Below are 14,681 nucleotides of genomic sequence, written 5' to 3' on the forward strand. Positions count from 1 at the left end.
CTTTATTAACTTAGGTTGTCTTAAAATCTAGTTTCTTAACCTGAAATTTGATTGGTTTCCGCTTACATTTTTCTTACGAATATCCTCTTGATTATGCAACATTCCTGGCCGGATTTGGTAATTAGAACTCACCGGCCCGGTCGTCAATAAACTCCATCTTAAACGGCTGCCTGGTCAAAAATTGTTCGAACTCCTTGGCAGGCACCGGTTTACCGAAGAAAAAACCCTGAAATTCATCACACTGCCGTTCCAGCAGGAATTTTAATTGTTTCTCGTTTTCCACTCCTTCCGCAACCACTTTCAGTTTCAGGTTCTTGGCGAGGACAATCATGGTTGCCACCAAAGCATCGGAAGCATTCCGGGGATTTTGAGAAATATCCCTGACAAATGACCTGTCAATTTTCAGGGTATCAATAGGCGGAAAAAGCTTTAGATAACTAAGGGAAGCATAACCCGTACCAAAGTCATCTATAGATATATGCACTCCCAGGTCTTTTAACTGTTTCACCAATTTTATGGTATTTTCAAGGTTTTGCATAGCAACGCTCTCAGTAATTTCCAACTCAAGGTAATTAGGGTCCAAGCCGGTTTGCTTTAATACCCGGGCAATCATTGATACCAGATTCCTTTGCTGAAACTGGCGTGCGGAAAGGTTAACGGCCACTCTAATGGGGGCATACCCTTTCTGCTGCCAGTATTTATTTTGCATACAGGCAGTATAGAGAACCCACTCGCCTATAGGCACAATTAAACCCGTTTCCTCAGCAACAGGTATAAATTCCGCCGGTGATATCAAGCCTTTTTCGGGGTGCTTCCAGCGGATAAGGGCTTCCATGCCAACAATTTCACCGGTCATACCGTGGACCTGGGGCTGGTAAAAAAGGGTAAACTCGTGCCTTTCCAAAGCCGCCCGTAGGCTGTTTTCCAGCTCCAGTTTTGCCATGGCCATTTCATTCATGGCAAAGGTATAAACTTCATAACTGTTGCCGCCTTGTTCCTTGGCCTTATACATTGCTATGTCGGCATTTTTCAGCAAAGTCTTGGTATCTTCTCCGTTATCCGGGAAAACCGTTATGCCAATACTTGTGGTAACATGAAAATTGCGACCGGCTATAGTAAAGGGTTTTCTTAGGTTTTCACAAACGTCTTCCGCAAATTTCCGAACATCTTCTATACGGCCCACATTGGGTAGTAAAATAATGAATTCGTCACCGGATAACCGGGCCACTACCCTGCCTTTACCGACCCGTTTTTTAAGCCTTTTGGCAACATCCTTCAACAGTTGGTCGCCTACATCATGGCCCATTATATCATTAACGGTTTTAAAACGGTCCAGGTCTAAAAACAATATAGCCAGTTTCTGCTTCTTACTGCGGGACTTTATAATAGCTGCCGTTAATTTTTCTTTGAAAAAAGCCCTGTTGGGCAGTCCTGTAAGACTGTCATAATATGCCATACGCCGCATCTTCTCTTCGGCCTGTTTGCGTTCCGTTATGTCTTTACCCACGCCAAAAACCACTGCTTTCCCTTGCCAGATAGCAGGAGTAACCGTGAGCTCCATAATCTTGATTCTGTTCTTTATCAAATACTCGGCTTCGATAACACCTTCTGTTTTCCATAATATCTTGTGGGCTTGGGGCCTTTTTTCCCACCCTTTGGGCAAAAGGTCCCGCACGTTAAGAGTCAGCAGTTCTGCCCGGCTGATTTCCAAAAACTGACAGGCTGCCTCATTGCAGTCAATATAATTTCCCTTTGTATCGGTAACCAGGATAGGACTGGCCGTCCGTTCAAAAAGGGTTCTGTATCTTTCCTCGCTCTCTGCCAGAGCCTCTTCCGTCTTCTTGCGTTCAGTAATATCCTCGAAGGTTTCTATACCGCCAATAATTGCTCCGTCATTATCCCGGAGCAGGTCTATATTTTTCAAAATTATGCGCACCAAGCCGCTCCTGGTCTTTATAATCCCCTCGCCTGAGGCAGGTTTCGGTACGCTGTCATCAAATAATCTGCAATGCGAACAACAAGGGCCATAGCAAAATTCCGTGCAACTCCTTCCCACTATTTCTTCCGCCGAATACCCAAATAAGTTTGCCGCCTTATCATTTATACTGGTAATAATCCGGTTAGTATTTACGGTAAATATGGCGCTGGGAATCATATTATACAATTGGTCCAGGTTATTCCACGTAAAAAATTTATGCACAACAATTCTTCCCCTGTCTCTCTGCAATATTTAAATTAATTAATACTACACAAAACGACATTTTCCTTATTTTTACGCCATTTATATTTTTTATAGCCACATCAACGTTTCTTTTATCCATAAAGAACATAGTTACGTTTATACTATGGTTATACTGCAATAACACCTACAAATTTGTCCTAAAAAGAGCGGTCAAAAATAAAGACGGAGACGCCTGTCTTGGCTTCTCCGCTCGAGTTATCACATTTATCTTTATAAATAATTGCAGTATCATCGTGTTTTACTTCTTCTTAACATAGGGCTCGATACCAAACTTCTTGGCGGTATGATCCCGGCCAAGGTAGAAGTTCAACCAGGAAGAAGTCTGGTGGAAATCCCAGTTAGCCGGCGGAATAATTTCTTTGCTTAACTGCTCTTCTTTCCCGGAATTTTTCAGCCTGGAGTAAGCCCTTACCCAAGCACACTTCTTCTTACCGGGGTATACTTCACACCAGCCTTCAAAACTTCCGCCGCAGGCGCCGTTCCGCTGGTTCTTGGGACACTGAGACATGGGGCAGACATATGCTACGTCCATTAAAGCACAGTCACCGCAGTCTTTGCAGTCAAACAGCCCTACTTTAATCATGTGCTCAAATTTATGATATTTCTTCTCCATAGAAGTACCGTCCACAGCTTTGGCTACAGCAGTCATCGGTCCCCAGAGCGGTGTGCCCGGCTCAAGCATAAGATTATGCATGAACTTGGATAAGCGGTAAGTAAATTCCACCGGTGCATCGAGGGGACGCCCCTTCCTGTTAGTGGGTGTGGTAGTATTTAAGCCGGTTTTCTCGTCCTTTTCGTAGTAATAAAACCCGTTGGGTTGCGGATAATCAAACTCATGTATAAAGTCCATCCAGTTCTTGCTGAGTTCTTCACCCTTGTCAATAATGAATTCCACATCCTCATATTTCATACCGTGGCCGCCGATGTGGACGCCGTTGTAACCCATACCTTTCATAAAGGCATACATCTTGGCCGCGCGCAGGAGCCTTGCCTCTTTGCCTTTATCGGGCGCCTGAGCTTCTCTTTCGAGGTCTGCCACCAACTTATCCGTTACAACACAACCCGGTATCCTGTTCTTATTCATCACTTTAGCAGTACCGAGAGGTAAGATGTAAATATTGCCCACTACAGGAATATCCCAGCCGTTCAGCCTGATAAACTGAATTATTTCATGGAACTTCCGGGCATCATAGCCCAACTGAGTAACAATAAACTGGGCTCCTGCTTCAATCTTCTTTTTCAGCTTATAATATTGGAGCATTTGCTCTGCTTCGGTGGCCTTGAACTGGGATGCGGCAGCGCCGGCAAAGAAATCACTGGGTTGATGCTTTATTGTGCCCTTGAAACCCTGATATTCCAAGCCTTTGTTCATTTCACCGATTAAACCAAGAACATGAATGGGGTCCAAGTCAAATACCGGTTTCGGTCTACCTTTATATCCGGTAACGGTATAATCACCGGTCATAACCAACAAGTTACGTATACCGGCACGGTCCAAAGCATATAATTGGCTCTCGATTTGGTTCCGGTTTTTATCTTTACAGGTAAAATGGACAAGCGGCTCAATACCTTTGGCCAAAACTTCTTTCGCCAGGGCGTCAGCCAAAATAGCCGGGTTTCCACCGGGGTTATCAGTAAGGGTAAGAGCATGAATCCGTCCGCCTTTGGCAGCTTGTTCAGCAGCCGCGATGGCTTCCTCCTGGGATTTCTCCCTGGCCCCCCTGCCCGGTACCAATTCCCAGGTCACGGACATGGTATTTTTGTCCAACAAGGACTCCTTAAAACGGTTTTGCATTTGTATACCAACTCCTTTGAAATTTTTATATAGACACTTTTGAATATACCGGGTAGCCTGCCGAGGGGCAAAAACAGCATGGGTGGTATTCAGGCCAATAGTAAGATGATCTATCACAAACCGGAGATAAAAAGCTATGTGGAATGAAAAGTTGTGAGAAAAACATGCAATGACCTGTGTAAGTCTTTGTTAACAGCTATTTTGACACATGGACAATGCAGCAATCTAATATAAATTATATTAAAAATTTAATAAAAGGTAAAGCTCGAAATTATCTGAAAATTGTACAAGTTTATCGAATAAGCCCAACCTTGCCCGCAAAATACTTTTTTTATATTATATTGGTGCTGACCAACATTTAGGCCTTTTTTTCACAAGCTATGGTATAATTGCCTTTAAATGGAACAGCAAACTCAATTATTAAGCATATTATTCGATACAAATAAACCAGTTCCCTTTATTTCTGACAGCATTTTTGTCTTTCAGACAAATATGAACAGAATGGACAAACAACAAGCAGGGAACGGCCGCAACCGTTCCCTATTGTTTATTCGCCGGAAAACTCCGTAATTCATATTTGAGATAGAGATTATTAATTCACATTGAGGTAATTATAAACCAGGCTAAATGCCTGGGCCCGGGTCAAGGCAGCCGTAGGATAACAATTCCCGCCGTTCCCGCCAATTATATCAAGCCCGTAAGCAACTGCCATGTAACCGTACAGTTCAGGTTTTATTTGCTGCGCATCTTTAAAAGGCAAGGCAAATATTTTTTTCTTCACCTCAGCCACCCTGTCAAAATTCAGGGCCCGTACAACGAATTTCACAGCATCCTGTCTGGTCACAAAGGAATCAGGCAGTCTTTCACCGTCTTTTACAATTCCTCCGCTAATAAGCGCATTATAAAGATTATCATCGTTTTTGGAGTCATTAAGATCCACAGACAGGTACGGGTTTGTCGCTTTCAGCAGAAGATAGAGAAACTCCCTTTGTTTTATCCTTTGCTCCGGCTTTAATTGATTACCCGGTAAAGAAATTCCGTATTCGGCCAGGACCTTAATCTGGTTTTCAGCCCAATGTCCCTTAATATCGGTGTACTGTGCTATTTTGTCCCCGGTATAGGGCTGGCCGTCGTAATTAAGCAGTTTCCCTGTATACGCATCAATATTTACCGGTTTACCGGGTTTGAGAGCATATACAAGTTTGATGTCCGGCTTTCTGTTTTCAATAGGCGTGGGCCACAGTTTTTCTCTATTCTCCGGTGAGTAAACAGAAATGTACTGCAGTTGAAGGCCGACGCTGTTGAACAGGAGCTCATGGGCCTTTTCGGCAGAAAGTACATCTTCACCAACGGAAAGTTCTTTTTTATACCAGTTAAAGCTGTAATTGATCACTTCTCCCGTGGTGACATCTACCGTCACGTTAAAACCGTTTCCGATAAAAAATGCCTCCTGTACCTTCCTGGTGAAGGAAAAATCATACTGCCTCGGCGGTTCACTTCCACTTACCGGCTCAACAAAAGGTTCACCCCAGGTAGTCCGTTCAACTCCTTTCGCCTTTGCCGGCTGCATGGACTTAATGAAATCTTCCGCAATTTTAAGCGCCTGTTCTCCGGTGTACCTCACAGGCTTATCTGTCTCAGGTGAAAACTTATAAAACTGGGTTATATCACCGGTTTTAGCATCAACAGAAACACTGATGCCCGTGTATTGTCCGGCTCCATTGGCCTCTCTACCAAAATCCATAGTCCATATGTATTCTTCTCTATTCTGCCAATCATTGTACAGGCTGATGTGATTCAGCTTGAACGAACCATCAATCTGTAAAAGCCTTCTTGCCGTCTCCTCGGCTTTACTCTGGTCCATCAGGTTGGCAGCATTTTTCACAGCTTCCTGTTCCTGAGGGGTAAGGGATACAGGTTTCCCCTCCGCGTAGCTGGCCATCCCTCCGACCATTTTTTCTTTTTCCATGCCCCGATAATAGTTAAAGTAGTTATTCCCCATTATCAAGCCGCCTGTTTTGGCGTCAATAAACCGGTCGTTATATACAGTGGTATACACCAGGTAAGGTTTTCTTTCCCCGGGGCCAAAAGTTAACTTATAAACCAATTTCAAACCCAGCCTGTTGGCAAACTCCTCCTGGGCTTTTTGTAAAGGTATAACGTCCCCGGCATCCGGGAACGCCAAATCGTCATGCCAGTTACAATAGTAATTCTGTATTTCCCCCGTCATGCCGTCCACTTGAATATTTATATTATCTTCGGGAAAAGGCACGCCGTTTTCCACCCTCTGGTACAAAAACCGGTAACTTCCTTCGTTAATGTTCATGGGCTCATTATTATCCACATATATGACCTTGTTCCCCGCAAAAGGAGCCACCTTGCGGATAAAGTCACCGGCAATCCGCAAAGCATTGCTCTTACTGATCTTGGGCAGTTTTTGCCTGTTTCTTCCCATGAAAGGCTTAAAGGAATAGTAATTGGTAATTTTTCCGTTGGAATCAATAGTTACGTTGACCTCGCCCAACCTGTTTTTACTGTCGCTCCAGTGCAGGTTAAACACAGTCCTGTCATTTTGCTTGTTAATGTTGTAATTGAAGGTATCATATCCCTTGGCAATATTAAAAACAGATTTGGCAGTACTGATTGCCTGTTCCAGTTCCTTGTCGTAGGCCGCTTCCGCCTGCAGAGGAAACAATAAGGTCACCAACATTACAAGCATCATACTAAACGCTAAACTCCTTTTCATCACAATCCCCCTTTCAAATTCTTCCCTAATTTATGACGTAATTAACGGAAAAATGTTCCACTATAAATTATATTTTTTACTGCGTAAATCCTCTTCGGTCCGGAAATTTGACCCGGGTGTAACCATTTACCCTTACGCATCATAGTTTAGATTAGTTAAAAAACTTAGGGGCAGCTAAAAATTAAAACCTGAATACTGCCTGCAAGCCCAAAGGGGGTGTAAAATTATTGTCGTCCGGGCAAGCAAACGTAGAAACGGCGGTTACACATGACCTGACTTCCCGTTCAGGTCAACTGACAGAACATACCACGCCTCATGAGTCTTATCAAATTATCAACCGCATTAAACAACTGCTTAAGTTCCTGGGACCGGCTTTTGTCGTCAGTGTTGCTTATATCGACCCGGGAAACTTTGCCACTAATATAAGCGGTGGCTCCAAATTTAATTACAACCTTTTATGGGTCATCCTTTGGAGCAACCTTATGGCTATCTTCCTGCAAACCATCTCGGCAAAATTAGGGATCGCTACAGGAAAAAACCTTCCTGCAATGTGTGCCCGGGTATTTTCCAGGAAAACTAACTGGTTTCTCTGGGTAGTTGCAGAATTGGCGGCGATGGCCACCGATTTAGCGGAATTCCTGGGTGGAGCTTTGGGATTATTTCTGTTACTTAAAATACCTCTCGTGTATGCGGGCATGCTGACCGGTGTATTTACCTTTATTATCACAAGTCTTGAAAAATACGGCCAGCGGGTAATTGAAGCTGTTATTGCAAGCCTTGTAGCAGTTATCTGCACTGCTTACGGCATAGAACTTTTTTTGGCCAAACCTAATTGGCCGGCCGTAGGAGTACATATGATTTTGCCTTCACTGCCGAACAGTGAGGCAGTGCTGGTAGCCACAGGTATGCTGGGCGCAACGGTAATGCCGCATGTTATTTATCTCCATTCCCAACTGGTCCAGTGCCGCAGAACCCCCGATACTGACGAGCAAAAGCTTGAGCACTTCAGATTGGAATGCACCGACATCATGCTGGCCATGAATATCGTTTTTCTTGTGAATGCGGCTATGGTGGTAGTCTCTGCCGCCGTTTTTCATACCAAGGGCATACAAGTGGTCACGATTCAGCAAGCTCACCGGTCACTGGCGCCATTGCTTGGGTCGTTATCCGCGGGAGCTTTTGGCATTGCCCTGTTGGCGTCAGGCCTTTCATCATCGGCAGTAGGAACTCTGGCCGGCCAGACTATTATGAACGGCTTTGTCGGGCTGCGTATACCACTGTTTATTCGCCGGTTTATAACTATGTTCCCGGCCATGGTTATTATCGGACTGGGTATTAACCCCATGAAAGCGCTGGTGATCAGTCAGGTTATATTAAGCTTTGCCTTACCGGCCGCAATCATACCCCTCATGTTGATGACAAGTCGCCGGGATATTATGGGCGCTTTGGTCAATAAACCGCTGACCAATATTGTCGGGTGGATTATAACGGCCATAATTGTAGTCCTTAACGTCATCCTGCTTTACCTTACTTTCTCCGGCAACATATAAAAAAAAGCTCCTTCCTGTTAAAGGAGCTTTTTGGGATGACTGCTATTTTCCACTCCACTGCATATAATGGTAAAAACCTTTTATTCTTTAAGTAGGTGGTTTAGTTGGACAACGAGTTTTATACCTTCCGGGAGTATATGAAACAGGCAGACTCCCAATTAACGGCTTCCATGGAAGACTACCTGGAGATGATCTGCCGACTGTCCCGGGACAAAGGATATACACGGGTTAACGCCTTGGCAACGGCCCTTAACGTCCAGCCCCCTTCCGCTACCAAGATGGTACAAAAACTGGCCGACATAGGACTGATAAATTACGAAAAATACGGTATCATTACCCCTACCAAACAAGGGCAGCAAATCGGCAATACGTTATTGGAACGCCACAAGACGATAGAAAATTTTCTAAGGCTGCTGGGCCTAAAAAAGGGCGTCCTTGAAGAAACCGAAAAGATTGAACACACTGTTAGCTCACAGACATTGGAACACCTGGCTACTTTTGTTAACTTTCTAAAAACCAGGCCGGAAATAATAGAAAATTACAATACATTCCAAAAACGCCTAAAAATAAACAAAGAAAATGAATAACAGCAAATTATCACTTTTTCACGCTCTGGCCCAGATAAGCTTTCTTAATCTCGTCATTGGCCAGCAGTTCTTTACCCGTTCCTTGCATGGTTATTCGTCCCGTCTCAATAACATATCCGACGTCTGCAATATGCAGGGCCGCGTTGGCATTTTGTTCAATTAACAAAATGGTAACTCCCTGCCTGTGAATTTCCCTGATTATGTTAAAGATGTCTTTAACCACCAGAGGCGCAAGCCCTAAGGACGGTTCGTCCATCATCAGGACCTTGGGCCGGGACATAAGGGCCCGCCCCACAGCTAACATTTGCTGTTCCCCACCGGACAAAGTGCCGGCTGACTGCCACAGTCGTTCCTTAAGCCTGGGGAACAGACTATATATCCAATCCAGGTCTTTTTCAATTTCCCTGTGATCTTTTCTTGAGTAAGCGCCCAACTTTAAGTTTTCCAAAACAGACAGGTTCGGAAATACCCGCCGTCCTTCCGGCACCAACGTTATGCCGTAATTAACCATTTCATAGGGTTTCTTAGCAAGAAGGTCTACTCCGTTATAGGTAATAGTTCCGCTCTTCGGTTTTACATGCCCTATTATAGTCCTGAGCAGCGTGCTTTTTCCGGCGCCATTAGCCCCTACCAGGGTAACAATTCTGCCTTCCTCAACCTCCAGGGTGACTCCTTTTAATGCTTCAATTCCACCGTACGCAACAACCAGGTTCTCTATTTTAAGCATTCTCAGCCACCCCCAGGTATGCTTCTATAACTTTCCGGTTATTCTGAATTTCACTTGGCGCCCCCTCAGCTATGGTAACACCATAATCTAAAACGTAAATGCGGTCCGAAATTCCCATCACTACTTCCATGTGATGCTCAATCATAAATATGGTTAAGCCAAATTCCTTCTGAATTTCCCTGATGAAATGGGTTAAATCCTCAGTTTCCCTTGGGTTCATACCGGCCGCCGGTTCATCCAACAAAAGTATCTCCGGATCAGTGGCCAGAGCCCGCGCTATCTCCAGCTTTCTTTGCATGCCGTAAGGAAGGGAACTGGCTTTTTCATTTTGCACATTTACAAGTCCGGTCTTTTCCAGTAAGGCAATAGATTTTTTCCGCATTTCTTTCTCTTCCCGTCTATACCGCGGAAATCTAAAAACAGCCTCTAGAAAGTTCGACCTGATATGCAGGTGATTGGCTATAAGGACATTATCCATTACACTCAGATCTTTAAAAAGTCTTATGTTCTGAAAAGTCCGGGCAATGCCCAATTTTGTTATCTGGTCGGGCCGCATACCTGTAATGTTTTCATCTTTAAAAAATATTGCGCCCTGCGTGGGTTTATAGACACCCGTAATCATGTTGAAGGCAGTTGTTTTTCCGGCGCCGTTGGGGCCAATGAGAGCAACTATTTCACCCTGGTTCAGGCACAGGTTGAAATCATTCACGGCCGTCAAACCGCCAAACTGCATAGTCGCATGTTCTGTCCGCAGCACTTCCATCTAATTGCTCCCTCCCCCGGCCGCCGGTTTCTTTTGCAGCCTGTCGAAAAGTTTATCCCAGGTAAACTCATTGGTGCCCATAATTCCCTGCCGGAAGAACAACACTACGACCATTAACAGGGCTGAAAAAACTACCATCCGTAGACCAGGAATTCCCGGGACGTAAAGGCTGCCTATAGTAATCGATTCATCGAGAAACCGCAAAGCTTCACCGGCAATGGTAATAATAAAAGCGGAAATTATGCTACCGGTTATACTGCCCATACCTCCAAGAATGATAATCAGGAGTATGTTAAAGGTGAGAAAAAACCTGAACATCAGCGGGTCAACCGTTCCCAGCAAATTGCCTAACAAACCGCCGCCAATGCCGGCAAAGAAAGCTCCTATGGTAAAAGATAAAACTTTATGCCTGAAGATGTTAATACCCATACTTTCCGCGGCAATTTCATCTTCTCTGATGGCTTTCAACGCTCTTCCGAAACTGCTGTTAATCAGGGAGCCGATAAGGATAACGGTGATAACGGCAATACCGAAACTCCACCAAAGGTTAGTGGTTACCGGAATGCCTTTTAAGCCCAACGCACCGTTAGTGAGGCTTTGGGTATTGGTAAATATAACCCTGATTATTTCAGCAAATCCAAGCGTAGCTATAGCCAAATAATCCCCTTTCAGCCTCAGCGCCGGAGCGCCAATTAAAAAACCGACCAGTGCCGATAAAACGCCGGCAATTAAAAGCGCCGGTAAAAACGGCAAGGTAATGGAATCCAAAGGCTTAATTAAAGGCGCCATAAAAAAATTCTGCGCTTTTACCAATGGCGGCATAGTCAAAAGGGCAGTAGTATATGCACCCACAGCCATGAAGCCGGCGTGACCCAGAGAAAACAAGCCGGTAAACCCGTTAACCAAGTTCATGCTCAGGGCAAGAATGACATAAATGGCACAGAGATTCAGGATACGAACTTTATAGGAGTCGAGGTAAGCATCAGCAAAATAAACAAAGACAAATAACAATATTAACGATACAAGGGTCAATATCAAATCCCGCTTTTTCAAAGTTCTACACCTTCTCCGCTATTTTTTCGCCCAGAATACCGGTAGGCCTGAACAGAAGTATTAGAATAAGCAAAACAAAGGCAAAGGCATCCCTGTACCCGGTAAGTTCGGGAAGAAAAGCTACCAGCATGATTTCACCAATTCCTAATACAAAGCCGCCTATCACAGCTCCCTTTATGTCCCCTATGCCCCCTATAACCGCTGCAATAAAGGCCTTTAGGCCGGGCATTACTCCTAAAAGGGGAATAATTTGGGGAAACTTCAACCCCCACATGATACCGCCGACAGCAGCCAACATGGAACCAATACAGAAAGTAAGAGATATTACCTTGTTCACGTTGACCCCCATAATGGCTGCGGTCTCATAATCCTTTGCCACAGCCCTCATGGCCATACCGGCTTTAGTGTTGTGAACCAAATACAGAAGAGCAATCAAGAGCCCAATGGTGACAACAGGGATAACAAAAGTCAGGTTTTGTATTGAAATGCTTCCTATGTGGACAACATCAGTAAGAACCCGGGGAGTTGGAAAAGCCTTTGGCCTGCCGCCAAAAATCACCACGGCCAGGTTCTCAAGCAAGAAGGAGGCACCGATAGCCGATATAAGTATTGATATCTTAGGGGCATCCCGCAGGGGCCTGTATGCCCCTGCCTCCAGCATCATACCCAGAATCCCTGTCAGGACAATGGCCAGGAGGAACGAAAGGTACCAGGGAAGAGTAAATACGGCAATTCCGTAAAAGGCAAAATAAGTCCCCATCATAAAAATATCGCCATGGGCAAAATTTATTAGCCTTAAGATACCGTAAACCATTGTATAACCAATTGCTACCAGAGCATATAAACTGCCAAGGGAAATTCCGTTGGCCAGGTGCTGCAAGAATGTGCCCAAGCTCATTTAATAACCACCTCAAAGTATTCATTAAGAACAAAGGTCTTTATCAAAGCCACAAGGAAACTTTTGTTGATATATTCCCTGAACATTAAGATACGCTTCCCAACGAAGCGTATCATTTTTTGCTTTATTTAATTTGCTCCAACAACATTGAGGTAAGTAAATTTACCGCCTTTGACTTCTTTGATAACCGCATCCTTAATTGCGTTCCTGTTTTCGTCCAGGGTGATTACTCCTGCAGCGCCAGGGAAATCTTTTGTCTTGGCCAGTTCATCCCTGATCTTTACAGGATCAGGTGACCCTGCCTTCTTAATAGCATCTAGAATCAGGATGTAAGCATCGTAACCCAGGGCGGCAGCAGCAGACGGTTCTTTATCCCCATATTCTTTTTTGTATTCGGCCAGGAATTTTTCAGATTCCTTGGTAATTGGTTTTTCGGAAGTGAAGAAGGTTGAGAAGGTAGCGCCTTCTACCGCTTCCTTACCAATATCAATAAACTCTGGAGTTTCCCAGGTATCGCCACCGATAAACGGAGCTTTGATACCCAATTGTCTGGCCTGCTTGATAATCAGGGCAGACTCGGTAAAGTTACCGGGCGCAAAAATTACATCGGGGTTCTTTGCCTTGATATTGGTCAGTTGAGCGGTAAAATCCTGGTCCCCTGTGTTATAATTGGACACAGCAACAATGGCATTTTCGTCACCGGTCAGTTCCTTGAAGGCATCTGTGAAAAATTTAGCCAGGCCCACGGAGTAATCGTTGGAAACCTCCTGAATGATGGCCACTTTTTTGGCCTTTAGCTTATTATAAGCATAGTTAGCCATAACTTTACCCTGGAACGGGTCGATAAAACAAACCCGGAAGTAATAGTCATTACCCTGCGTAACCAGCGGGTTGGTAGCAGTAGCAGCCACAGCGGGAACCTGAGCATTCTTTACTACGTCCCCGGCAGCCATACTTAACGAACTTCCCCAACTACCGATGATTGCTGATACTTTTTCATTTTCCACCAACCTGGAAGCAGCGCTGGCAGACTCTACTTTGTCCGACTTGTTGTCTACAATTACCAGTTCCACTTTTTTGCCCAAGACAGTGGGATACAGCTTGTTAGCCAGTTTGATACCCTCTACCTCTAACGCTCCGCCGGCAGCATTAGCCCCGGTCATCGGTTCCAGAACACCGATTTTGATAACACTAGAATCATTGGAGCCATTCCCACTGCTAGCCTTATTGCCGCTGCAACCGGTAAAAACGAAAGAAACCAATAGGATTAAAGATAATACGGTCGCAAGTTTTTTCTTCAACTTTTGCTTCCCCCTTATTGTGATTTGTTGGTAAAATGTTGGTTCACCCCACTGTATATGTATAATCTAAGTATATTTTAGGCTGCGCGGGCTTGTCAACAAAAATCTGCCCTACATCGACGTTTTTCGACTTTTTACCTTATTGTTAAGTTTTGGACACTATAGCCACGCTATTGCTTGCGCCTATGCGGTTGGCCCCGGCTTTGACCATGGCTGCGGCATCTTCGTAAGTTTTTATCCCGCCGGAAGCTTTTACTCCCAACTCCGGACCCACTATTTCCCGCATCAGCCTGACATGCTCAACCGTTGCGCCTCCAGCACCAAAACCTGTGGATGTTTTTACAAAATCCAGACCTGTCAGACGGGCCAGTTGACAAACCCGGATAATCTGCTCATTAGTCAAGTAACAGGTTTCCAGGATAACTTTAATAACGATTTGCCCTTCATGCCTGGAACGTAGCTCCACAAACCGTTCCATTTCCTCCCTTACCGAAGTGTATCTTCCATTCAAAACATCACTGATATTTAAAACATAATCAAGCTCATTGGCGCCAAGACCTACCGCCTTTTCAGCCTCATATATTTTTGTTTCGGTCGTGTTGGCTCCCAACGGGAAACCAATTACTGTACATGCTTTTATCCCACTGCCCCGCAAAAGCTCACTGACCATAGGGAGATAACACGGGTTTACACATACAGAAGCAAAACCAAATTTTTTAGCTTCGTCGCAAACCTGCCTCACCCGGTCATCAGTAATATTTGGTTTTAATATGGTATGGTCAATCATTTTAGCCAGATCAATTTGCATGGCCCAAATCTCCCTTCATTTTTGAATTTATGCATAAGGCTTAAAAACATTTTACCACAGAGGGCGCAGAGAGCACAGAGGGACCACAGAGGGAAAAGCAAACAGGCAAACTAAGGGCGCAAGTCCAGATATAATATAAAGTCCAAATTACCGCTAGGCGATAAGGCCCGGAACGATTGAAACAACGCAGACAGTCATATCAATCGTTCCG

At 44.6% G+C, this 14,681-nt stretch carries 11 protein-coding genes; 2 read left to right on the plus strand and 9 right to left on the minus strand.

The window, feature by feature from the left end; all coding sequences use genetic code 11:
• Nucleotides 1-121: 121 nt before the first annotated feature.
• From Tfer_RS06420 to Tfer_RS06430, 3 genes are all read right to left on the minus strand, one after another.
• Complete coding sequence (locus Tfer_RS06420) at nt 122-2,200, minus strand: sensor domain-containing protein (protein ID WP_052217391.1); 2,079 nt, start codon at nt 2,198-2,200, stop codon at nt 122-124.
• 280 nt (nt 2,201-2,480) lie between these two features.
• Nucleotides 2,481-4,037 (minus strand): methylenetetrahydrofolate reductase C-terminal domain-containing protein, encoded by a 1,557-nt coding sequence (locus Tfer_RS06425; protein ID WP_052217392.1) that lies wholly within the window; start codon nt 4,035-4,037, stop codon nt 2,481-2,483.
• Between the two features lie 592 nt (nt 4,038-4,629).
• Complete coding sequence (locus tag Tfer_RS06430; protein ID WP_052217393.1) at nt 4,630-6,783, minus strand: S-layer homology domain-containing protein; 2,154 nt, start codon at nt 6,781-6,783, stop codon at nt 4,630-4,632.
• Between the two features lie 227 nt (nt 6,784-7,010).
• On the opposite strand from Tfer_RS06430, the gene Tfer_RS06435 reads away from it, so the two are divergent.
• The gene (locus Tfer_RS06435) at nt 7,011-8,333 is read left to right on the plus strand and encodes an Nramp family divalent metal transporter (RefSeq protein WP_052217394.1); all 1,323 of its coding nucleotides are present in this window, start codon (nt 7,011-7,013) and stop codon (nt 8,331-8,333) included.
• A 104-nt stretch (nt 8,334-8,437) separates the two neighbouring features.
• On the plus strand, nt 8,438-8,920 hold the full coding sequence (locus tag Tfer_RS06440) for a metal-dependent transcriptional regulator (protein WP_052217395.1): 483 nt from the start codon (nt 8,438-8,440) through the stop codon (nt 8,918-8,920).
• A gap of 10 nt (nt 8,921-8,930) precedes the next feature.
• Here the strand turns inward: Tfer_RS06440 and Tfer_RS06445 are convergent, their stop codons facing one another.
• From Tfer_RS06445 to deoC, 6 genes are all read right to left on the minus strand, one after another.
• Nucleotides 8,931-9,647, minus strand: a complete 717-nt coding sequence (locus Tfer_RS06445; protein ID WP_052217396.1) for an ABC transporter ATP-binding protein — start codon at nt 9,645-9,647, stop codon at nt 8,931-8,933.
• Complete coding sequence (locus Tfer_RS06450; RefSeq protein WP_052217397.1) at nt 9,640-10,410, minus strand: ABC transporter ATP-binding protein; 771 nt, start codon at nt 10,408-10,410, stop codon at nt 9,640-9,642. Before Tfer_RS06450 ends, Tfer_RS06445 begins: the two co-directional genes overlap by 8 nt.
• Entirely contained in the window at nt 10,411-11,463 is a 1,053-nt protein-coding gene (locus Tfer_RS06455) for a branched-chain amino acid ABC transporter permease (protein ID WP_052217398.1), read from the minus strand. It abuts the gene before it with no gap.
• 4 nt (nt 11,464-11,467) lie between these two features.
• Nucleotides 11,468-12,361 (minus strand): branched-chain amino acid ABC transporter permease, encoded by an 894-nt coding sequence (locus tag Tfer_RS06460; RefSeq protein ID WP_013121494.1) that lies wholly within the window; start codon nt 12,359-12,361, stop codon nt 11,468-11,470.
• Between the two features lie 128 nt (nt 12,362-12,489).
• Nucleotides 12,490-13,662, minus strand: coding sequence for an ABC transporter substrate-binding protein (locus tag Tfer_RS06465; protein WP_052217399.1), 1,173 nt, complete (start codon nt 13,660-13,662; stop codon nt 12,490-12,492).
• 145 nt (nt 13,663-13,807) lie between these two features.
• Nucleotides 13,808-14,470 (minus strand): deoxyribose-phosphate aldolase, encoded by a 663-nt coding sequence (gene deoC, locus Tfer_RS06470; protein WP_200901014.1) that lies wholly within the window; start codon nt 14,468-14,470, stop codon nt 13,808-13,810.
• Between the last annotated feature and the right edge of the window lie 211 nt (nt 14,471-14,681).

Origin of the sequence: Thermincola ferriacetica (assembly GCF_001263415.1) — a bacterium.
In the GTDB taxonomy this organism is placed as follows: domain Bacteria; phylum Bacillota; class Thermincolia; order Thermincolales; family Thermincolaceae; genus Thermincola; species Thermincola ferriacetica.

Excerpts from the sequence above, each read along its gene's own strand:
- Tfer_RS06425 (WP_052217392.1), bottom strand. The coding sequence starts at position 4,037 with ATGCAAAACCGTTTTAAGGAGTCCTTGTTGGACAAAAATACCATGTCC.
- Tfer_RS06445 (WP_052217396.1), bottom strand. The coding sequence starts at position 9,647 with ATGCTTAAAATAGAGAACCTGGTTGTTGCGTACGGTGGAATTGAAGCA.
- Tfer_RS06460 (WP_013121494.1), bottom strand. The coding sequence starts at position 12,361 with ATGAGCTTGGGCACATTCTTGCAGCACCTGGCCAACGGAATTTCCCTT.
- deoC (WP_200901014.1), bottom strand. The coding sequence starts at position 14,470 with ATGCAAATTGATCTGGCTAAAATGATTGACCATACCATATTAAAACCA.
- Tfer_RS06430 (WP_052217393.1), bottom strand. The coding sequence starts at position 6,783 with ATGAAAAGGAGTTTAGCGTTTAGTATGATGCTTGTAATGTTGGTGACC.
- Tfer_RS06450 (WP_052217397.1), bottom strand. The coding sequence starts at position 10,410 with ATGGAAGTGCTGCGGACAGAACATGCGACTATGCAGTTTGGCGGTTTG.